Raw genomic sequence first — 21,773 nt, 5'->3', positions numbered from 1 at the left:
GCATGTAGTGAAAACCCTTAGCTCTCAAAGGTGCAAACCTAACTATTAAATTACAAACAATAAATCAAAAACAACACCGTGGATCAACAAGAAATTTTAAATACGATTCTCCTCACAAGGCTCAACTACTTCAGTCTTGCGGGAATGCTGGAACTATATAGAAAGGTGGGCTCCGCCACGCTCATCATGGAGCACAAAAACAATCTCCGTGACATCCTGCCCGATGCTTCAGATAAACTCGTGAACGCCATCCAGAATAGCGATGAGGCAAGAAAAAGGGCTGAAGTGGAACTGGAATATGACCTGCGCTACGGCATAGAACCCCTCACGATGAACGACGAACGCTATCCCAGCCGACTCAAGGAATGCGACGATGCGCCGCTCATGCTCTTCTACAAGGGCAACGCCAACCTGAACCAGCAGCGCGTCATCAATATCGTGGGAACCCGCCATTGCACTCCTTACGGCGAGGATCTCATCCGCCGATTCATCACCGAACTGAAGCAGCTCTGTCCACAGGTTCTCATCGTGAGTGGCTTAGCCTACGGAGTGGACATCAATGCCCACCGACAGGCGCTCGACAAGGGGTATGAGACGGTAGGCGTACTGGCTCACGGACTGGACGACCTCTACCCCAACCGCCACAAAGAAACGGCGCTAAGGATGATAGAACAGGGCGGACTGCTCACGGAATTTCTGACCCAGACGAACGCCGACAAGATCAACTTCGTGCGCCGCAACCGCATCGTGGCAGGAATGTCGGATGCCTGCATACTGGTAGAGAGTGCCGCCCATGGAGGAGGTCTCATCACGTGCGAAATCTCACAAGCCTACAACCGAGATGTCTTCGCCTTCCCTGGCAGGATAGGCGATGCTTACAGCGAGGGCTGCAACAACCTCATCCGCTCGAATGGTGCCATGCTGATTACGAGTGCCTCCGACTTCGTGAAGGATATGGGTTGGCAGGATGACGCCAAGCTGATGCGAGCCAAGCAGCAGGGCATTGAGCGCAGTCTCTTTCCCGACCTTTCGCCGGAAGAACAATCCATCGTGGATGTTCTGTCAAGAAACAACGACCTCCAAATCAACATGATTTCCGTGCAGAGCGGCATTGACATCAGCCGCCTCGCCGCCCTCCTCTTCACATTGGAGATGAAAGGACTCATCAGGACATTGGCAGGAGGAATGTATCATCTGCTGAAGTGAATTTTGGTAATATCAGAAAAAAGATGTAACTTTGCAGCCGCAAAAAAGAATAAGATGAAAATAGGAAATATAGAATTTGGCTCGCAGCCCCTCTTCCTCGCTCCGATGGAAGACGTAACGGATATTGGCTTTCGCATGCTCTGCAAGCGATTCGGAGCAGCCATGGTTTATACTGAGTTCGTATCGGCAGAAGCTTTGGTGAGAAGCATCAAGAGCACCGTCAGCAAGCTTACGATAAGCGATGAGGAACGCCCTGTGGGTATTCAGATTTACGGCCGCACCACCGAGGATATGGTGGAAGCTGCAAAGATAGTAGAACAGGCTCATCCGGACGTGATTGACATCAACTTCGGTTGCCCTGTCAAGAAAGTGGCTGGAAAGGGCGCTGGAGCTGGTATGCTCCGCAATATTCCTCTGATGCTGGATATTACAAGAGAAGTGGTGAAAGCAGTCAATGTGCCTGTAACCGTAAAAACCCGACTGGGTTGGGATAATGACAACCTCATCATTACCGACCTGGCTGAGCAGCTGCAGGACTGCGGAATCCAGGCACTCACCATCCACGGCAGAACCCGTAGCCAGATGTACACGGGAGAAGCCGACTGGAGCCTCATCGGAGAGGTGAAGAACAATCCCCACATTCATATCCCAATCATCGGCAACGGCGATATTACGACCCCGGAAGAAGCTAAGCTTGCCTTCGACCGCTATGGTGTAGATGCTGTGATGATTGGTCGCGCCACCTTCGGAAGGCCTTGGATTTTCAAGGAAATCCGTGATTATCTCGACAATACCGGTGCCGCCCCACTGACCGTGGATGAAAAAATCGACCTTCTGGAAGAGCAGCTCCGCATCAATATCGAGCGCATCGACGAGTACCGAGGCATTCTCCACACCCGTCGCCATCTGGCCGCCTCCCCTATCTTCAAGGGAATCCCTGACTTCAAGCAGACCCGCATCGCCATGCTTAGGGCCAACAAGGAGGATGAACTGAAGGAAATCCTGAAGGAATGCCGGGAGAGAATCAAGGCAATACAAATATAGACTTGTTTACGGCAGATTGCAAATCCGCCGAACCATAAAATAAATAAAGGGAGATTCCAACCATCAGCTTTGGAATCTCCCTTTTTTTTTATTAGTTCACTGTCAACAGTCAACAGTTAACAGTTGTTTTTTCTATACTTCTACTGGGAAAATGAAGAAACCTAACTTCCTCAAATGATAGAAGGGCTTTACTTCTTCAATATCGAAGCACCCTCGAGCAGGGCGAGCGCCTTATTCTCATTCTCCTCCATGATTTCACGCTCTCCAGGGCCCTTGTCATTAATGCCACAGAGGTGCAGAATGCCATGGATGATGACACGGTGAAGCTCATCATCATAGGTCTTGCCAAACTGCTCGGCATTGGTGCGGACGGTATCCAGCGAAATCACGATGTCACCGTTAATCACATCATCCTCATCATAATCGAAGGTAATGACATCGGTATAGTAATCATGCCCCAGATACTCATTATTCACTTCGAGAATCTTCTCGTCATCTACAAACATATAGCCTATCTCTCCTACCTTGCGGCCATGAGATGCAGCTACCTTGCGAATCCAGGCACTGGTGTCGCGCTTCTTGATCTTTGGCATTTTCACGCCATCTACATTGTATGTAATCATACTTTTTCCTCCTATTTTTATCTGTTATTTCTTAATTGTTTTGTTATTCCTTCATTCTTTATTTCTCCAAGGATTGCACGTCACTTCTCGATTCATACGATGAAGTTAGTAGGTGCTTCATTCCTGTCACACTTTCGCCTTAGGCAGGAATTCATCCACTTCTCTTCCGAAGAATCTCAACTCCCTGACGAGCGTAGAACTGATGCTGCTGTAGCGAGGATCAGAGAATAGCAGGATGGTCTCTACACCGCCCAACTGCTTGTTGATGTCAGCCTGCTCACGCTCATACTCGAAATCCTTGGCGCTTCTTACGCCTCTCACTAAGAACTTGGCTCCCAGACGATGCGCCAGGTCGATGGTAAGGTCATCGTAGGAAACCACCTCCAACCGGAATCCCTTAGAAGCATCACCAGCATCCACCAGTTCTGCACATTCCTTCGGGAAAACAGCCTTGATGTCCTCCACACGCTTCTCTATCTCCTCGTTAGCATGCTTCAGCTTGCTCATCGCCACGGCAATCACAAGCTTATCAAACATCGGCAGAGCACGCTCCGCAATGTTCTGATGTCCTATCGTAAATGGGTCGAATGTACCCGTAAATATTCCTATTCTCATATTACTCAAATAAGTCTCCCTGCATCACATTCCCTGCATAAGGGTTTCTGCCCAGATGGTCGTAGGCAAGTTTCGTAGCCATTCTACCACGCGAAGTGCGCTTGATAAAACCCTCCATGATGAGGAAAGGCTCATACACTTCCTCTACCGTGCCCGCATCCTCGCCGATGGCTGTGGCTATGGTGCCCACGCCCACTGGTCCGCCACGGAACTTGTCGATGATGGTGGTGAGAATCTTGTTGTCTATCTCGTCCAGACCGTACTGGTCGATGTTCAGCGCCTTGAGCGCCATTTGCGCAATGTCGTAAGTGATGGTTCCGTTACCCTTCACCTGGGCGAAATCTCTCACGCGGCGCAAGAGCGAATTGGCAATACGAGGCGTTCCGCGCGAACGGCGGGAGATTTCCACCGCAGCCGCATCCTCGATAGGCACTTTCAGGAGCATTGCACTTCTCCGGATAATCTTCTGCAGCGTCTCCGGATCATAATACTCCAGATGGAGATTGATGCCGAAACGGGCACGGAGAGGGGCTGTGAGCAGTCCGCTTCTGGTAGTAGCGCCCACCAGCGTGAAAGGGTTCAGATCTATCTGGATGCTTCTTGCCGAAGGTCCCTTGTCTATCATGATGTCGATGCGGTAATCCTCCATCGCCGAATAGAGATACTCCTCTACAACTGGCGAGAGACGGTGGATTTCATCGATGAAAAGCACATCATTCGGCTCCAGGGAAGTCAGGATGCCGGCCAAATCGCCCGGCTTGTCGAGCACAGGACCTGAGGTAATCTTGAATCCCACACCCAGTTCATTGGCGATGATGTTGCTCAAAGTAGTCTTACCCAGTCCTGGAGGACCGTGCAGGAGCGTATGATCGAGCGGTTCGCCACGGTATTTGGCAGCCTCAACAAAGATTTCGAGATTGTCCACCACACCGCTCTGTCCGCTGAAGTCAGAGAACTTCAGTGGTCGCAGTGCCTTCTCGAATTCCTTCTCGGCAGGCGTAACCGACTCATTTCTTATGTCAAAATCTTCGTTCATTCTTTGTAATTATCGATAATTATGGTGCAAAGATACAAGTATTTAGGGGAAAGACAAAATAAATAAACCAAAAAGTGAGAATAGGAGGAATACTTTTTTCATTGCTCACTTGCAAGCCTTTTGTGCGAAAACGAAAGGATAGACACATTAAATGCTTATAAATCGCAATTATTTCCAATAATATTTTGTCATATTAGAAGAAATCTGTAATTTTGCACCCGAATTTGAAAGAGAGGAAGCAATGAGAGATCATAAACGAGAGAGAAATATAGGATTTTAAAAGAAATAGAATTATGCTTAAGTTATTTCAAGGACTCAGCCGCTGGCTGGCCAATTATACATCTATTTTTGTAATAGGTGTAGCTGTATTTACATTCTTCTTCCCACATACCTTCGACTGGGTGCGCGGAACAACCCAAACCGTCATTCTCGGCATTATCATGCTCACGATGGGTCTCACCCTGACCACCAATGATTTCAAGATTCTGGCTCAGCGTCCGCTCGATGTTTTCATCGGTGCCTGTGCCCAATTTATCATCATGCCTGGTGTGGCCTACACGCTGGTTCATGTATGGCATCTTGACCCTGCGCTGGCGCTCGGCATTCTGCTGGTAGGTTGTTGTCCGGGCGGCGTATCGAGCAACATCATGAGTTATCTCTGTCATGGCGACGTGGCCTTCTCCGTAGGAATGACCTGCGCCTCTACCATTCTGGCTCCAGTAATGACTCCGCTGCTGATGAAGATTACGGCTGGCGAGATTATCCATGTAGATGCAGTGGGAATGTTCATCAACATCCTCATCGTCACGATTATTCCTGTAGCCATCGGCTGCGCCCTCAATTACGTATATGGCAAGAAAGAATACTTCCCTACCATCCAGAGCCTCATGCCGGGTATCAGTGTAACCTGTCTGGCCATTATCGTAGGCGGTGTGATTTCTACGGTTCACGATGATCTCGTAGCCCGTGGCTTGATGCTTTTCCTCTGGACTTTTGCGGTGGTTTTCTGCCACAATACCTTGGGTTATCTTCTGGGTTGGCTGGCAGGCAAATGTGCCGGATTCAATACAGCCAAGAAGCGTACCATCAGTATTGAGGTGGGAATGCAAAACGCTGGTCTTGCCACGGTGCTTGCCGGCAATTTCTTTGCCGCCCAGCCTTTGGCCGTATTGCCTTGCGCCATCAGTTGTGCCTGGCACAGTATTTCCGGCACGATTCTCGCAGGAATCTATCTGAAATGGGATCACATGCATGGGAAGGACTAATTCCTTTCCCATTCCATTCTCATAGAGATTCATTATCCTCTGCTGGAGCTTTCTTCCAAAGATTCCTTACTGGAGGCTTCCATAAAGATTAATTCATCCTTTACTGGAGGCTTCTCCTGAATCTTTACTGGAGTTTTCTATAAAGATCAGATCATTCTTTGCTGGAGGCTTCTTCAGAGATTAAATCATTCCAGAAAACTAAATAAAACAAAAAAGAAAAATATGCTCTCAGAGCTTCTGAATTTAGGGACTCTTTCTCTGCTTTCCTAAGTAACATGTCAGCATGTTCAAACTGTCCTTTATTCAAAAGTTCGTCCACTTTTGACAATTGAGACATTTCCTGCTGATGACAAGAAGTCATAAACAAGAAATATAAAAACACTCTTTATAACGCTCATAATACTTCTTTCTTGAGTTTAAACAAGAACAGCTCATGTGAAACTAAAACAATTTCACATGAGCTGATTTGATTTATTTTCCGGTTTGCAGCAATTGAACTGCACGCAGAACAATCTCGTTCGTCTCATTCCATACCTGGAAATATTGACTCATATCCCAAATATCGCGCGCTACAAGGGCTTTCAACTGAATAGCTAAGTATTTCTTCGTCTGAGCCAATTCAGCCTCGTCCTTCGCCTCTATTTTCTCTTTCTTGCCATCCTCGATGATCTCATCCACAAGCGACTGAGGAACCTGATAGGTCTTCATAAACTTATTAAAGTCCTTGAACTGGGCTTTCAACTCCTTGCGATGAGCATCGATGAACTTCAGACTGTGATTGATGACAATGCTCTTAGCCGACAACTGACGATGCAATTTGGTGTATTTGGTCGTGTCAAGCGGCACGAAATAATCAGGCATAATGCCACCGCCGCCATAAACCACACGATGCTTGCGCAGGGTATAATACTTCAGAGAGTCGGACAGATGAATGCTGTCCTGATTGGTAAACTCACCATGCTTGTATCGCTTGTCAAGATCCATCGCATAATCCTCGCGGTCGCCCTTCTTATAAGGTTTCTGAATGCATCTGCCGCTTGGCGTATAGTAATGGGCAATGGTGAGACGGATTTCACTGCCATCTTCGAAGGTAAGCGGACGCTGCACCAGTCCCTTGCCAAAGGTTCGGCGACCCACCACTACACCTCGGTCCTGATCCTGTATAGCACCGGAAACGATTTCTGCCGCAGAAGCCGTAAACTCATTAGTGAGGACAACAATCTTGCCCTTGCGCCAGCGACCATTGGCCTCAGCACGGAACTCCTGACGGGGAGCCCTGCGACCATTGGTATAGACAATCAGATCACCCTTCTCCAGGAACTCATTAGCTATCTTTGCCGCAGTCTGCAGATAACCTCCCCCATTATCCTCCAGGTCGAAGATAAGGTCTTTCATGCCCTTCTTCTTCAGGGAATCCATCGCCTCGGAAACCTCCTTGTGACTCGTCATTCCGAAACTTCCCAGACGAATATAACCGATGCCCGGACGAATCATATAGGCTGCATCCATCGTGGTAACAGGAATCTTATCACGTTTCACCTTGAAGGTAAGCTTATCCTTGATGCCGCGACGCACAATGGTAAGGTTTACAATCGTACCCTTAGGACCACGGAGCCGTTTCATGATTTCCTCCTTACTCATCTTGACGCCCGCAATGGCAGTATCATTTACCGCCACAATACGGTCGCCGGCGATAATGCCCACCTTCTCGGAAGGACCATTGGTAACCGGCTGGATGACCAGGAGCGTATCATCTACCATATTAAACTGCACGCCGATACCATCAAAAGAGCCATTCAGAGACTCGTGCATTGACTGGGTTTCCTTGGCAGTGGTATAGGAAGAATGAGGATCCAGCTTTTCGAGCATTCCCCGGATGGCGTCCTCTACCAGTTTATTCTCATCCACACTATCCACATAGAGATTGGCAATGGCAATTTCAGCCCTCCCCAACTTCTCTATCGGGCTATTCTTGCCCATTTTCACGCGCAACTGGGCACTGACAGAAGTTACTGCCAAGAATGCCGCTAATGCAATAAACAGATATTTCTTCATTTCTAAATCTTAAGCTTTATGAAAGAGAGAAATCCTTCAAGAGTCAACAGTCAACAGTTAACAGTTCTATTTTCTATAGTTCCCCATTTCAATGTTTCCCATTTTCTATGGTTTCCTATTTCAATAGTTTCCCACGAAAGCACTTGAATTCTTCACTCTTCACTTCATTCTCTCTTCACTTCATTCACTCTTCACTTAACTCAATCCATCGGTTCAGAATCTTCCTCTGGAATATCCTCCTCAATCACCAGATTGTCGATGATGAAGTTCTGGCGCTCCATGGTATTCTTTCCCATATAGTATTCCAGAAGCTTCTGAACCTGGTCGTTCTTATGCAGCGTAACCTGCTCCAAACGCATATCAGAACCTATGAAATGAGCAAACTCCTCTGGAGAAATCTCGCCGAGACCCTTGAATCGGGTGATTTCCGGGTCTGGTCCGAGTTCACGGATAGCCTGCTGGCGCTCTTCGTCACTATAACAATAGTGGGTAATGAAATCGCCCTTCTTCTCCTTGGGTCCCAACTTGGCATCGGCATCAGCCACTGCCTGCTTATTCTTGATCTTGGTACGCTTGTTGCGCACACGGAATAATGGGGTCTGCAATACATAAACATGGCCCTTCTTGATGAGGTCTGGGAAAAACTGTAGGAAAAACGTGATGATGAGCAGGCGGATGTGCATTCCATCGACATCGGCATCCGTGGCCACAATCACCTTGTTGTAGCGCAATGAATCCAAACCATCCTCTATATCAAGCGCAGCCTGCAGGAGGTTGAATTCCTCATTCTCATACACCACCTTCTTGGTCAGTCCGAAGCAATTCAGTGGCTTACCACGCAGAGAGAAAACCGCCTGGGTATTTACATCACGACTCTTGGTGATGCTTCCGCTCGCAGAATCTCCCTCAGTAATGAAGATGGAACTCTCCTCCTTACGGTCGTTCTTCGCATCGCTGAAGTGGATGCGGCAGTCACGGAGTTTACGGTTGTGAAGGTTGGCCTTCTTGGCGCGCTCACGTGCCAACTTGGTCACACCAGCCATCGCCTTGCGCTCACGCTCGCTCTCCTTGATCTTGTTTTCCAGGATTTCAGCCACATCCTTATGGATATGAAGATAGTTGTCCACTTCCTTCTTCAGGAAATCACCCACATATTTATTGATGGTTTCCCCACCATTCGGAGTCATCGTCGTACTTCCGAGCTTGATTTTCGTCTGACTTTCAAAGACAGGTTCCTCTACATTGATGGCAATAGCCGCCACCAGTCCGTTGCGGATGTCGCCATACTCATACTTGCCGTAGAACTCCTTGATGGTCTTGGCAATATGCTCCTTGAAAGCACTCTGATGAGTACCTCCCTGGGTAGTATGCTGACCATTGACGAAGGAATAGTATTCCTCGCCATACTGATTGGTATGGGTAAAGGCTATCTCAATATCCTCACCCTTCATGTGGACAATATCATAGAGACCCTCATTGGTCATATTGTCGCTCAAAAGGTCCTGCAGACCATGACGGCTGAGGATACGGCGACCATTGTGCATGATGGTGAGACCTGTATTCAGATAAGTATAGTTGCGGAGCATCGTCTCCACGATGTCATCATGGAAACTGTAGTTCTTGAAGAGCGTATTGTCTGGTTCAAAAAAGATGAAAGTACCATTTTCATCCTCCGTCTTGGAAGTCTTGTCTTTCAGGAGATTACCACGTTCGAAAATAAGATGGCGCACCTTGCCGTCGCGGAATGACTTCACCTCGAAATGGGAACTGAGGGCATTGACCGCTTTCACACCGACACCGTTCAGACCGACACTCTTCTTGAACGCCTTGCTATCGTACTTACCACCGGTATTCAGCACGCTGACAGCCTCAACGAGCTTTCCCTGCGGAATACCACGGCCATAGTCGCGGACGCTGACACGCAGATTGTCCTCTATATCGATTTCCAGACGTGCTCCAGCCCCCATCTTAAACTCATCGATGGAGTTATCGACCACCTCCTTCAAGAGCACATAAATACCATCCTCAGGCAAGTTACCATCGCCCAGACGACCGATGTACATACCCGGACGGGTACGCACATGCTCCATATCGCTCAAATGGCGGATATTGTCATCTGTATATTCTACAGGTTGCTCCTGAGGGGTATTTGCCAGTTCTTCAGCAGCACCCTTTTCATTCAAGTTTTTATCTTCAGGCATAAATTCCTCCTTGTAATTCTGATTTTATTTTATACGAACAGTTGCTATTTACTTGATTTTCTTAATATAGCAGTTGCGGCGCTTGTGAAGGATTGGGTCTAAGACGCCCCATTGTCCCTGCACAGCAACATTGTCTTCCATTTCCACCTGTGTTTCTCCCCACTCGATTCCATATTTCTGATAGATAGGAATCAGGTCGGCAAAAAGCAGCGCATTGGCACCCTTGGCACGGTATTCCGGCTGGATACCGATGAGCAGGAGGTCAACGATCTTGGTCTTATGGAACTTGATGGCACGCAGCAGATGCCACCAACCGAAAGGAAACAGTCTGCCCCTATGGCATTTCTGCAAGGCTTTGGTAAGAGAAGGCATCGTAATACCGATTCCTATCATCTTATGATCCTCTGTAGTCCAATCCTCGATGGCAGTCACAAAGTTCAGATCGAGCAAAGCCAGATACATCTTGATGTACTGGTCTATCTGCTTCTGCGAGAGTTCAGAATAGCCATAGAGATGCTTGTAAGTATCATTGATGAGGTCGAAAATCTTCTGTCCGTATCCGCCCTGATAAATATCCTTTCGGGTAATCTTACGGGCATGGAGATTGTATCTTTTCTCTATCATCGCCGCTATCTTGGCATATTTCTCCGGGATGGTATCTGGCACTATCAGCTTATACTCTACGTACTTATTATCTACGGTAAAACCCTCCAAAGCCTCTACGTGCTCCGGATAATATGAATAATTGTAGATGGTAGGCATGGTGCCGAGCTGGTCAAAGCCCCAGGTAAGCATACCTTCTGGATCCATATCCGTAAAACCAAGCGGACCTACAATATCTTCCATTCCCTTCTCCTTGCCATATTTCTCTACAGCATCGAAGAGAGCCTTGGAAACCTCACGGTCGTCGATGAAATCAATCCACCCGAAGCGCACGGACTTACGGTCCCAACGCTTATTGGCCTTATGGTTGATAATAGCAGCGACACGTCCCACTACCTTGCCCTCTTTATAAGCAAGGAAATACTCTGCCTCGCAAAACTCGAAAGCGGCATTGCGATCTTTGCTAAGTGTGTTCATGTCGTCGCTGAAAAGATTGGGCGCATCATACGGATTGCCCTCGTATAGGTCGTAATGGAAGTCGATGAACGTCTTCAAGTCCTTCTTACTCTCGACCCTCTTAATTTCTATTAATGACATGATAATTCAAACTAGTTTGTTATTTTAAACATGCAAAAATAGCAATATTTCGCCAAACGACCAAATATTGCTATTTTTTTTGCAGTTTTTTAGGGATTAGCACTTACTAAATCCCCCTTTCACAAATCACCAGCACATGGCTCTCATCGCTCAAAGTGGTGGCAAAGATATAGGTTTCTCCACCATCTTTCAGTTTCAGGCGCTTGCGCAATTCTGCCACGGAAAGGGGGAAATTGCGGGTGGCGATGTTCGCTTTCGTAATGCCGGAGAGTTGGCGTTTCAATTCCTTTTTATTAAAGGAGGAAACGGCGACAATGCGGAACGCCCTGCCTGGAAAAGCCTCGACAGGATCCTCACTTACGAAGAGATGACTGTTCTTGGAAAGCATCTTTGCATCATATCGCTCGGAAAGAACACCAAAACAACCGGCTTTCATCAGCGAGGCATTCGGTTCGTAGAGATACGGCATCTCATCAAGGGCTGGAGAGGTTATTCTATCAGGAGAAGCTATTTTCACGGCAGAAGAAACCATTTCTGTCTCGTCACAAACAAAGGATTGGGAGTCGTTGATGCAAAAGATTCGGAGATTTTCGTCATATTTTGCCCCTAAATCTGTTCCTGAAACCATATTCATGCCCATATTTCGCGCAGAAAGCACCAAAAGCAACTCCTTGCACTCATTGTTCACAGAAACAATATGAACCTCTCTTACGTGGCTCAATTCGCTCACTGCACGGTGCCAGTCGAGCATCGGGGAGAGTTTGATAATGACGTAATCTGCCTTCGAAAGCATCTCTTCCTGCAAAACGGTAACATCAGGCGTGCAGTCTTTCAAAGATACAACCTTATTGCCAGCATCGTCTCTACGGGCAGGATCGATGAAGATCAGCTTAAGACCAAGGTTGGTCTTAAGTAATGACTGAGACTGCTCTTCAGTTATGCCTAAAGAATCTGATGCAGCATTCTTCTTAGAGTGAAAAGAATGCAGCACCTCTATTCCGTCTCCATTCTTCACGCTGACATTCTTCAAACCCAATCGCTCGAAGTTTTCCTTCGCAGCCTCACAAAGATGAGCCTGACGCTCCACATACATCGACTTCATGCCCAATCGGGAAGCGATGTAAGAGAAGTCTACTCCAAAGCCACCGGTCAGATCTACAAACCCGATTTCTTCAGAAAAATCTTCCTCATTCGGTTCTTGTTTAATCTCATTAACATTCGCATCACATTCCGTTAATATCTGTTGCTTTTTGCAAGTATCTTCATTTTTGGCGAATTCTGAATCAACTGCCCCTTCGCTCGCAAATTCGCAAATTTTGGAAAAATGAGAATTAGAGGCTTTGTCGCACTCTTTTTCGTTTTCAGAAGAAGAAACTGACAAACCGAGCAATCTTGCCGCCAATTCTGCCTTATAAAGAGCTGTCTGCTCTGACGAACATTGCTCCATTGAGATATGAGGAGGATAGATAATGCCCTCAATACTTGCCCAACGTGGCAACTTGACATGCGCCATCTTTCGCCCACGAATCTGGTCGAGTGCGAAAGGCATATTTACTTCCGGATACTTGCTTCCAAGAAAAGCCAACTGGCGGACATCTTCATCCTGATGCTGGCGAATAAAATCTTGAGTGGCTTGATTCATTATTTCTGTTGAATGATTTGTCATTTCGTTACTTATTCTTTGCTTTGAAGCGCAAAAATACGATATTCTGATGACTCTACAAAATTTTTAAGAGAATATCTGTCTGTTTTTATCCTCTTAAAAAGCATATTCCAAACCTATCAAAAATAAAGGTGAGTAAAAGGTAAAACATCCTTTTACTCACCTAAATCTTTGGTTCTCAGCCAATTACCCTTTCAAAACAAAGAATAAAAGTATAGAGAAGACTTCCTGCCTCCGAAAAAGATGCAGAGAAATCCTTGATTACGATATTAGTCAGCCAACTTTGCCTTCAAGAACTCACGGTTCAAGCGGGCGATGTTAGCGATAGACTCGTTCTTAGGACAAACTGCCTCGCAAGCACGAGTGTTTGTACAGTTACCGAATCCGAGCTCGTCCATACGTGCAATCATCTTCTTAGCACGGGCAGCAGCCTCTACACGACCCTGTGGGAGAAGTGCCAACTGGCTAACCTTTGAGCTGACGAAGAGCATAGCAGAACCATTCTTACATGCAGCAACACAAGCACCGCAACCGATACATGTAGCGCAATCCATTGCCTCGTCTGCATTCTCCTTAGGAATCAGGATAGCATTAGCATCCTGAGCCTGACCTGTACGAATGCTGGTGTAACCACCTGCCTGGATGATCTTGTCGAATGCTGAACGGTCAACCATACAGTCCTTGATGATAGGGAAACCTGCAGAACGCCAAGGCTCAACGGTGATTACGTCACCATCGTTGAAACGACGCATGTAGAGCTGACATGTTGTAGCACCACGCTCTGTCTTACCATGTGGTGTACCATTAATATAAAGAGAGCACATACCGCAGATACCCTCGCGGCAGTCATGGTCGAAGACGAAAGGCTCCTGACCTGACTCGATGAGCTCCTCGTTCAAGATGTCGAGCATCTCAAGGAATGAGGTGTCATCTGGGATGTTCTTCATCTCATGTGTATCGAAGTGACCCTGTGCATTAGGACCGTCCTGCTTCCAATACTTAACTGTGAAACTTATATTTCTTGCCATTGTCTTGTTCGCTTTTTAATTCTTGTAATTTCTTGTCTGTACCTTAATTGCCTCATACTCGAGAGGTTCCTTGTTGAGCACTGGAGCAGTTGTATCATTGCCCTGATACTCCCAGCAACCTACGTAGAAGAAGTTCTCATCATCACGCTTAGCCTCGCCTTCCTCTGTCTGGTACTCCTCACGGAAGTGACCACCACAGCTCTCGTTACGGTGCAATGCGTCGTAAGCGATCAACTCGCCCATCAAGATGAAGTCACGCAAGTGGATAGCCTTATCCAACTCTACGTTCAAGCCTTCCTTCTTACCTGGAATGAAGAGGTTCTTGTTGAATTCCTCACGGAGAGCCTTCATCTTCTTCAAGCCTTCCTCAAGACCTTCCTTGGTACGACCCATACCTACGTGCTCCCAAAGGATGTGCCCCAACTCCTTGTGGATAGAATCTACAGAGCGCTTGCCCTGAATACCCATCAAACGGTCGATTTCCTTCTGAACACCAGCCTCTGCCTCTGCGAACTCTGGGAGATCGGTAGAGAGCTTTGGCCACAATGCCTGGTCTGCCAAGTAATTCTGGATAGTGTATGGCAATACGAAGTAACCATCAGCCAAACCCTGCATCAAAGCAGAAGCACCAAGACGGTTAGCACCGTGGTCAGAGAAGTTACACTCACCAATAGCGAAGAGACCTGGGATAGTGGTCATCAACTCGTAGTCAACCCAGATACCACCCATTGTATAGTGGATAGCAGGGAAGATCATCATTGGGTTATAGTACTTCACGCCGTTGATTTCGTTAGCCAACTCACCTGGGTTAACGTCGGTAATCTCCTCATACATATCGAAGAGGTTGCCATAACGCTGCAGGATAACGTCGATACCGAGACGGTTGATAGACTCAGAGAAGTCGAGGAATACGGCAAGACCTGTGTTGTTTACACCGAAGCCCTTGTCGCAACGCTCCTTAGCTGCACGAGAAGCCACGTCACGAGGAACCAGGTTACCGAATGCAGGGTAACGGCGCTCCAAGTAGTAGTCGCGGTCTTCCTCAGGAATATCAGAACCCTTCTTTGTACCTGCCTGCAATGCCTTAGCATCCTCAATCTTCTTAGGAACCCAGATACGACCATCGTTACGGAGTGACTCTGACATCAAAGTCAACTTACTCTGGTTTGTACCGTGAACAGGGATACATGTTGGGTGAATCTGAACGTAAGATGGGTTAGCGAAGTCAGCACCCTTGCGGTAGCACTGGATAGCTGCTGTACAGTTACAACCCATAGCGTTTGTAGAGAGGAAGTAAGCGTTACCATAACCACCAGTAGCGATAACTACGGCGTTGGCAGAGAAACGCTCCAACTCACCTGTAATCAAATTCTTGGCGATGATACCACGAGCGTGACCATCAATGATAACTACATCCTCCATCTCGTAACGAGTGAAGAGCTTTACCTTACCTGCCTCAACCATGCGGCTCAAAGAAGAGTAAGCACCGAGGAGGAGCTGCTGACCAGTCTGACCCTTAGCATAGAATGTACGAGATACCTGAGCACCACCGAAAGAACGGTTAGCCAACATACCACCATACTCACGAGCGAAAGGAACACCCTGAGCTACACACTGGTCGATGATGTCGTTGCTCACCTCAGCCAAACGGTAAACGTTAGCCTCACGAGCACGGTAGTCACCACCCTTTACTGTATCGTAGAACAAACGGTAAACAGAGTCACCATCATTCTGATAATTCTTAGCTGCATTGATACCACCCTGTGCTGCAATAGAGTGAGCACGACGTGGAGAGTCCTGGATGCAGAAGTTCAAGATATTGAAGCCCATCTCGCCGAGAGAAGCAGCTGCAGAAGCACCTGCCAAACCTGTACCTACAACGATAATGTCGAGCTTTAACTTATTCTTTGGATTAACCAAACGCTGGTGAGCCTTATAGTTGGTCCATTTCTCAGCAACTGGTCCTTCAGGTATTCTAGAATTTAATGTTTTTGCCATAATCTTTTTTAATACTTAAATGATTACATGAATTAAGCTGCACAGCACAAAGATGGAGCACAACCGAAAGCGAATGCCAAAACGACAACGATGAAGAGGAGAAGCAGGATGGTAGAGTAAATCATACCAATAGTCTTCCAACGGCAGAACCAAGTCTTACCGTTCCAACCGAGAGTCTGAATAGCACTCCAGAAACCGTGAGTGAGGTGGAACCAAAGAGCTACCAACCAGATGATGTAGAGAACTACGAACACAGGGTTAGCGAAGGTGTCCTGAATGAAAGCGAAGCCGTCTGCTGGGCTGTGACCGAAGCTTGTACCCAAAAGCTCTGCAAACATCATGTTGTACCAGAAGTTGAACAAGTGAAGCAAAAGACCGAGAACGATGATGATACCGAGAACCAACATGTTCTGACTTGCCCACTCTACCTTCTCTGGCTTTGCTGTTACCTCGTAACGCTGGTTACCACGAGCACGACGGTTCTGTGCTGTCAGGATGAAAGCGTAAACGATGTGACAAACTGCCAAAGCTGCCAAACCCAAGGTTGCAACTACGGCGTACCAGTTAGCACCCAACAACTCGCAGATTGTGTTGTAAGCCTCTCCGGAGAAAAGCGCAACCACATTCATGCAACCGTGGAATGTCAAGAATAGAATAAGTGCAATACCAGTTACTGACATCACTACCTTTCTACCAATAGATGAATTGATTAACCACATAAATGATTGATTTTAAAATATTTAACTGTTTGAAACTAAATTATTATTCTACATCTATCTATCACCTGCAAAACATAGATCATGGGGAATCACAATCCTCATTTCTAAGTATAATTGCATAAATTTGCTGCAAAATTACTATAAATTCGTGATTTATCAAAGTATTTTTGCTAAAATTTCAATTTAAATTCTTACTTTTGCCGAAAATTAGAAAAAGTATAGATTATGACATTCAATTATGACGTACTTGTTATCGGCGGCGGACATGCCGGATGTGAGGCTGCTGCAGCCTCTGCCAACATGGGGGCTAAGACCTGCCTGATAACAATGGACATGAACAAGATTGGACAGATGAGTTGCAACCCTGCCATCGGTGGTATTGCAAAAGGACAGATTGTAAGGGAGATTGATGCCTTAGGTGGACAAATGGGAATCGTAACCGACAAGACCGCCATCCAGTTCCGTATGTTAAATATAGGTAAAGGACCTGCCGTATGGAGTCCCCGTGCTCAATGCGACCGAGGAAAGTTCATCTGGGAATGGAGAAGCATCCTCGACCGCACCGACAATCTTGAAATTTGGCAAGATCAGGCTGACGAACTCTTAGTCGAAAACGGAGAAGCAATAGGTGTACGTACCATCTGGGGTGCTGAGTTCCATGCCAAGAGCATCATCATTACTGCAGGCACTTTCCTGAACGGCCTGATGCATGTAGGAAGAAAAATGGTAGAAGGTGGCAGATGTGCAGAACCTGCAGTACACCATTTTACGGAAAGCATCACCCGATGGGGAATCACAGCCGCAAGAATGAAAACAGGAACTCCTGTTCGTATCGACAAGAGAAGCGTTCACTTCGAGGATATGGAAGAACAACCTGGTGATAATGATTTCCACCAGTTTTCGTATATGGGCGAGCATCGGGTACTCAAACAGCTTCCGTGCTGGACCTGCTACACCAACAAGAACGTGCATGAAATCCTGAAAAGCGGACTTTCTGATTCTCCTTTATATAATGGTCAGATTCAAAGTACTGGTCCAAGATACTGTCCGAGCATTGAAACAAAGCTCGTCACTTTCCCAGACAAGGAACAGCATCCGCTATTTTTGGAACCAGAGGGTGAAGATACCAATGAAATGTACCTGAACGGTTTTTCATCCAGTATGCCAATGGACATACAGTTAAAAGCCCTTCATGAAATTCCAGCTTTAAGAGATGCCAAGATTTACAGACCGGGTTATGCTATTGAGTACGATTACTTCGACCCAACACAACTCAAGCATTCGTTGGAATCAAAAATCATAAAAGGTCTTTTCTTCGCAGGCCAGGTAAATGGAACGACAGGATACGAAGAAGCCGGCGGTCAAGGTACTGTTGCTGGAATCAATGCTGCGCTCCATTGTGTGGGAGACAAGACATTTGAAATGCAAAGAGACGAAAGTTATATCGGCGTTCTTATCGATGACCTCACAACAAAAGGCGTGGATGAGCCATACAGAATGTTCACCTCCAGAGCTGAATACAGAATTCTCCTCCGACAGGATGATGCAGACGCCCGACTGACAGAGAGAGCTTACGAACTGGGAATTGCAAAACGAGACCGTTATGACTGGTGGCAAGAGAAGAAAGAGAATATCGAAAGAATCATCAACTTCTGTGAGAGCTACCCAATCAAAAAGGATAAGATCAATCCAAAACTGGAAGCACTGGGCACCACTCCACTTCGCGCAGGATGCAAACTGATCGATCTCGTGGCACGTCCACATCTCAATCTTCAAAACCTTTCAGAAATTATTCCTGAATTAAAAGAAGTAATGGAATCTCCAGCCAACCGACAGAAAGAAATTTCGGAGGCTGCAGAAATCAAAATGAAGTACAAGGGCTACATCGAAAGAGAACGTCTCATTGCAGACAAAATGCACCGACTGGAGAATATCAAAATCAAAGGCCGATTCAACTATGCAGAGCTTAACGAAATATCCACAGAGGGCCGACAGAAATTGGAGCATATCAATCCTGAAACTCTTGCTCAGGCAAGTAGAATTCCAGGTGTGTCTCCAAGCGACATCAACGTCCTGCTCATTTTACTCGGAAGATAGTTTCACGCAACTCTACGCTCTCTATCTTTTTAAAATGTTTCACGTGGAACACAAACAAAGTAAAGCTTTTGATTTTCAGTCAATTAAGATTGCTTTCATCAAGTGTTTTATGGTTAAAGAAAAACTTTAATCTCACGTGAAACACTACTTAAAGATACACCGAAAAAGAGACATAAAACGCTATGGCTTTTCGATAATATCTCAAGTTCGCCTTCAAGCAAAGAGAGCAAAAGAGCATTAAAAATAATGATATGATCCGAAAGAAAAAGCATTAAAATAAGTACGTAAAAAAAAACATATAATCAAAAGAATAAAACATATAATTAAGAAGTACAGAACTATGAACAATCAGCTATTATTAGACAATCTGCGTTGCATACCAGATTGGCCAATTAAGGGTGTTAATTTCCGTGATGTTACTACCCTTTTCAAGAACCCTGCTTCGCTAAAAGAAATTAGCGATGAGATGTATGAATTGTATAAAGATAAAGGTATAACCAAGATTGTTGGCATAGAATCACGTGGATTCGTTATGTCTTCCGCATTAGCTATCAGACTTGGCGCAGGTGTTGTTCTTTGCCGCAAACCTGGAAAACTCCCTTGCAAAACCGTACAGGAAAGCTATGCTAAAGAATATGGTATGGACACCATCGAAATCCATGAAGATGCGATCAATGAAAACGATGTTGTCCTACTCCATGACGACTTACTTGCCACTGGCGGAACCATGAAAGCTGCATGCGATCTGGTTAAGAAATTCCATCCTAAAAAGGTTTACGCAAACTTCATTATCGAGTTGGTAAACGAGAATTTCATCGGCCGCAAGATCTTTGATGAAGACGTTGAAGTTTCAACTCTTCTTCAATTATAGTCTCCTTATGCCAAGCCTATATAAAGAAGCGAAGAATGCTTTTTTAATGTTTCAGTACGCATAAATACTGTTTTGAAACACAAAAAAACGCCCTTTATCATAGTTTCATTATATAGGTTTGGCATCATATTTAATAGTATGTTTTATAGAACACTTCACTGTACGTTTGACGCGCTCATTCGTTTCACGTGAAACAGGACTCAATTAAACTCCTATAAATAAAGGTATTGGAATATGACCAAGCAGGAAAATGAGGAAAGACTCACAAGACTTAAGAATATTGTATTGAGCATGCCTGAGAAGCCTGGCAGCTATCAATATTATGATGAAAACCATACGATTATATACGTAGGAAAGGCCAAGAATCTGAAAAGACGCGTATCTTCATACTTCCACAAAGAAGTAGATAGATACAAAACAAAAGTACTCGTTTCTAAGATTTTCGACATTTCATATACGGTTGTCAATACGGAAGAAGATGCACTTTTGCTTGAAAATAGCCTTATAAAAAAGTATAATCCCAGATATAATGTTTTGCTGAAAGACGGCAAAACATATCCTTCTATATGTGTGACAAACGAGTATTTTCCTCGCATTTTCAAGACTCGCCATATCAATAAAAAGGTGGGGACTTTCTTTGGGCCATACCCCCATATTGGCAGCATGTACGCCGTTCTGGAGGTCATCAAGAAGCTTTACAAGCCAAGAACTTGCCGCTTTCCTATTACTAAAGAAGGCGTAGCTGTCGGTAAATATAAGCCATGTCTGGAGTACCATATTCACAATTGCGGTGCGCCATGTATCAACAAACAAAGCTACGAAGAATACCAGGAGAATATGCGCCAAGCTCGCGAAATTCTTAAAGGAAATACAAGAGAAGTGAGCAAATATCTATATGATATGATGATGAAAAACGCAGAACTTCTGAAGTTTGAAATAGCTGAAGAATACAAGAAAAAGTATCAACTCTTGGATGAATTTGAGGCCAAAAGCGAGGTCGTGAGCCACACAATTACAGACGTAGATGTCTTCACCATCGTGAATGATGACTCCAACAAGAATGCCTTTATCAACTATATTCATGTAAAGAATGGAACTATCAACCAGAGCTTTACCTATGAATATAAACGCAAACTGGAAGAAAGCGACGAGGAACTCTTGATTACAGCTATTCCAGAAATCAGGGAGCGTTTTCATTCCACCGCAAAAGAGATTATCGTTCCTTTCGAGATGGAATGGAAGCTAAAAGATGCTTCATTTTTCGTACCACAGAGAGGCGACAAGAAGCACCTTCTGGAACTCTCTGAGATGAACTGCAAGCAGTATAAGTTCGACCGTCTAAAGCAGGCAGAAAAGCTTAATCCTGAACAGAAACAAACCCGTTTGATGAAGGAGTTACAGGCGAAATTAAAGCTTCCGAAGTTGCCATATCAGATAGAATGCTTTGATAACTCCAACATTTCCGGTACAGACGCGGTGGCTGGCTGCATCGTATATAAAGGTATGAAACCTTCCAGAAAAGACTACAGGAAATACAATATAAAAACGGTTGTAGGACCCGACGATTATGCCTCCATGCAAGAGGTCGTGAGACGTCGATATAGCCGTATGATGGACGAAGGAACACCCTTACCCGACCTCATTATTACGGATGGAGGTAAAGGTCAGATGGACGTAGTTCATGCAGTTATAGCAGACGAATTACACTTGGACATCCCTATTGCAGGTCTTGCCAAAGACGACCGCCACCGCACCAATGAATTGCTCTACGGTTTCCCGCCCAAAACCATAGCTCTTCCACCTGAAAGTGAGCTTTTCAAGGTTTTGACTCAGATACAGGACGAAGTACATCGATATGCCATTTCCTTCCATAGAGATAAGCGTTCTAAGCACGCTTTACACTCAGAATTGGACGACATCAAAGGCATTGGTCCAAAGGCTAAAGAAGCGCTTCTGAGCAAGTTTAAAAGCGTAAAAAAGGTCAAGGAAGCAAGTATAGAAACCCTGACAGAAGTACTCGGACCACATAAAGCGGAAATACTTGTGAAATATTTCACAGAAAAAGACAAGAATATCAAATAAATATCGTATATTTGCATCTGAAATCATTATACAATAGTTCGTTAAAATTTGAGATAATGGCTAAGCAGCT

Annotated in this window: 16 protein-coding genes; 6 read left to right on the top strand and 10 right to left on the bottom strand. The window is 45.6% G+C overall.

Features of this window, described 5'->3' with window-relative positions:
- Positions 1-78 precede the first annotated feature (78 nt).
- The gene (gene dprA / locus DW917_RS08780; protein ID WP_118117885.1) at positions 79-1,206 is read left to right on the top strand and encodes a DNA-processing protein DprA; all 1,128 of its coding nucleotides are present in this window, start codon (positions 79-81) and stop codon (positions 1,204-1,206) included.
- 54 nt (positions 1,207-1,260) lie between these two features.
- Complete coding sequence (gene dusB / locus DW917_RS08775) at positions 1,261-2,250, top strand: tRNA dihydrouridine synthase DusB (RefSeq protein ID WP_118117883.1); 990 nt, start codon at positions 1,261-1,263, stop codon at positions 2,248-2,250.
- 188 nt (positions 2,251-2,438) lie between these two features.
- Here the strand turns inward: dusB and ybeY are convergent, their stop codons facing one another.
- The 3 genes from ybeY to ruvB form a co-directional block, all read right to left on the bottom strand.
- The gene (gene ybeY, locus DW917_RS08770; protein WP_006848933.1) at positions 2,439-2,873 is read right to left on the bottom strand and encodes an rRNA maturation RNase YbeY; all 435 of its coding nucleotides are present in this window, start codon (positions 2,871-2,873) and stop codon (positions 2,439-2,441) included.
- A gap of 126 nt (positions 2,874-2,999) precedes the next feature.
- Positions 3,000-3,488: a pantetheine-phosphate adenylyltransferase gene (coaD, locus tag DW917_RS08765; protein WP_118117881.1), complete on the bottom strand. Its 489-nt coding sequence runs from the start codon at positions 3,486-3,488 to the stop codon at positions 3,000-3,002.
- A gap of 1 nt (position 3,489) precedes the next feature.
- A complete protein-coding gene (gene ruvB / locus DW917_RS08760; protein ID WP_022111302.1) occupies positions 3,490-4,524 on the bottom strand; it encodes a Holliday junction branch migration DNA helicase RuvB in 1,035 nt (344 codons plus the stop codon).
- Positions 4,525-4,817: 293 nt separating this feature from the next.
- On the opposite strand from ruvB, the gene DW917_RS08755 reads away from it, so the two are divergent.
- The gene (locus tag DW917_RS08755) at positions 4,818-5,789 is read left to right on the top strand and encodes a bile acid:sodium symporter family protein (RefSeq protein WP_022111301.1); all 972 of its coding nucleotides are present in this window, start codon (positions 4,818-4,820) and stop codon (positions 5,787-5,789) included.
- A 471-nt stretch (positions 5,790-6,260) separates the two neighbouring features.
- Here the strand turns inward: DW917_RS08755 and DW917_RS08745 are convergent, their stop codons facing one another.
- From DW917_RS08745 to DW917_RS08715, 7 genes are all read right to left on the bottom strand, one after another.
- Entirely contained in the window at positions 6,261-7,844 is a 1,584-nt protein-coding gene (locus tag DW917_RS08745) for a S41 family peptidase (protein ID WP_118117877.1), read from the bottom strand.
- Between the two features lie 200 nt (positions 7,845-8,044).
- Positions 8,045-9,934 carry a DNA topoisomerase IV subunit B gene (locus DW917_RS08740; protein ID WP_370453525.1) on the bottom strand — a complete coding sequence of 630 codons (1,890 nt, stop codon included), beginning with the start codon at positions 9,932-9,934 and terminating at the stop codon, positions 8,045-8,047.
- A gap of 159 nt (positions 9,935-10,093) precedes the next feature.
- Positions 10,094-11,245, bottom strand: a complete 1,152-nt coding sequence (locus DW917_RS08735; RefSeq protein ID WP_118117873.1) for an N-acetyltransferase — start codon at positions 11,243-11,245, stop codon at positions 10,094-10,096.
- Positions 11,246-11,351: 106 nt separating this feature from the next.
- A complete protein-coding gene (locus DW917_RS08730; RefSeq protein WP_233524685.1) occupies positions 11,352-12,911 on the bottom strand; it encodes a class I SAM-dependent methyltransferase in 1,560 nt (519 codons plus the stop codon).
- Positions 12,912-13,177: 266 nt separating this feature from the next.
- Positions 13,178-13,936, bottom strand: a complete 759-nt coding sequence (locus tag DW917_RS08725) for a succinate dehydrogenase/fumarate reductase iron-sulfur subunit (RefSeq protein ID WP_118117872.1) — start codon at positions 13,934-13,936, stop codon at positions 13,178-13,180.
- A 15-nt stretch (positions 13,937-13,951) separates the two neighbouring features.
- A complete protein-coding gene (locus DW917_RS08720) occupies positions 13,952-15,934 on the bottom strand; it encodes a fumarate reductase/succinate dehydrogenase flavoprotein subunit (RefSeq protein ID WP_118117870.1) in 1,983 nt (660 codons plus the stop codon).
- Positions 15,935-15,966: 32 nt separating this feature from the next.
- Positions 15,967-16,653, bottom strand: a complete 687-nt coding sequence (locus tag DW917_RS08715; RefSeq protein ID WP_022109994.1) for a fumarate reductase transmemBrane cytochrome b subunit — start codon at positions 16,651-16,653, stop codon at positions 15,967-15,969.
- Between the two features lie 225 nt (positions 16,654-16,878).
- Between DW917_RS08715 and mnmG the strand changes: the two genes are divergently transcribed.
- From mnmG to uvrC, 3 genes are all read left to right on the top strand, one after another.
- Positions 16,879-18,750 (top strand): tRNA uridine-5-carboxymethylaminomethyl(34) synthesis enzyme MnmG, encoded by a 1,872-nt coding sequence (gene mnmG / locus DW917_RS08710; protein WP_118117868.1) that lies wholly within the window; start codon positions 16,879-16,881, stop codon positions 18,748-18,750.
- 340 nt (positions 18,751-19,090) lie between these two features.
- Entirely contained in the window at positions 19,091-19,621 is a 531-nt protein-coding gene (locus DW917_RS08705; RefSeq protein ID WP_118117866.1) for an adenine phosphoribosyltransferase, read from the top strand.
- A 234-nt stretch (positions 19,622-19,855) separates the two neighbouring features.
- The gene (gene uvrC, locus DW917_RS08700) at positions 19,856-21,703 is read left to right on the top strand and encodes an excinuclease ABC subunit UvrC (protein ID WP_118117864.1); all 1,848 of its coding nucleotides are present in this window, start codon (positions 19,856-19,858) and stop codon (positions 21,701-21,703) included.
- Positions 21,704-21,773 lie beyond the last annotated feature (70 nt).

This window comes from Prevotella sp. AM42-24, from assembly GCF_003461825.1.
Taxonomy (GTDB): Bacteria; Bacteroidota; Bacteroidia; order Bacteroidales; family Bacteroidaceae; genus Prevotella; species Prevotella hominis.
Note: the sequence above shows the minus strand (reverse complement) of the source record. Positions and strands in the feature narration are given on the sequence as shown.

What these genes read in the sequence shown, in the direction of transcription:
- dusB (WP_118117883.1), top strand. Translation starts at nt 1,261, where the DNA reads ATGAAAATAGGAAATATAGAATTTGGCTCGCAGCCCCTCTTCCTCGCT.
- ybeY (WP_006848933.1), bottom strand. Translation starts at nt 2,873, where the DNA reads ATGATTACATACAATGTAGATGGCGTGAAAATGCCAAAGATCAAGAAG.
- coaD (WP_118117881.1), bottom strand. Translation starts at nt 3,488, where the DNA reads ATGAGAATAGGAATATTTACGGGTACATTCGACCCATTTACGATAGGA.
- ruvB (WP_022111302.1), bottom strand. Translation starts at nt 4,524, where the DNA reads ATGAACGAAGATTTTGACATAAGAAATGAGTCGGTTACGCCTGCCGAG.
- DW917_RS08755 (WP_022111301.1), top strand. Translation starts at nt 4,818, where the DNA reads ATGCTTAAGTTATTTCAAGGACTCAGCCGCTGGCTGGCCAATTATACA.
- DW917_RS08745 (WP_118117877.1), bottom strand. Translation starts at nt 7,844, where the DNA reads ATGAAGAAATATCTGTTTATTGCATTAGCGGCATTCTTGGCAGTAACT.
- DW917_RS08740 (WP_370453525.1), bottom strand. Translation starts at nt 9,934, where the DNA reads ATGGAGCATGTGCGTACCCGTCCGGGTATGTACATCGGTCGTCTGGGC.
- DW917_RS08735 (WP_118117873.1), bottom strand. Translation starts at nt 11,245, where the DNA reads ATGTCATTAATAGAAATTAAGAGGGTCGAGAGTAAGAAGGACTTGAAG.
- DW917_RS08730 (WP_233524685.1), bottom strand. Translation starts at nt 12,911, where the DNA reads ATGACAAATCATTCAACAGAAATAATGAATCAAGCCACTCAAGATTTT.
- DW917_RS08725 (WP_118117872.1), bottom strand. Translation starts at nt 13,936, where the DNA reads ATGGCAAGAAATATAAGTTTCACAGTTAAGTATTGGAAGCAGGACGGT.
- DW917_RS08720 (WP_118117870.1), bottom strand. Translation starts at nt 15,934, where the DNA reads ATGGCAAAAACATTAAATTCTAGAATACCTGAAGGACCAGTTGCTGAG.
- DW917_RS08715 (WP_022109994.1), bottom strand. Translation starts at nt 16,653, where the DNA reads ATGTGGTTAATCAATTCATCTATTGGTAGAAAGGTAGTGATGTCAGTA.
- mnmG (WP_118117868.1), top strand. Translation starts at nt 16,879, where the DNA reads ATGACATTCAATTATGACGTACTTGTTATCGGCGGCGGACATGCCGGA.
- DW917_RS08705 (WP_118117866.1), top strand. Translation starts at nt 19,091, where the DNA reads ATGAACAATCAGCTATTATTAGACAATCTGCGTTGCATACCAGATTGG.
- uvrC (WP_118117864.1), top strand. Translation starts at nt 19,856, where the DNA reads ATGACCAAGCAGGAAAATGAGGAAAGACTCACAAGACTTAAGAATATT.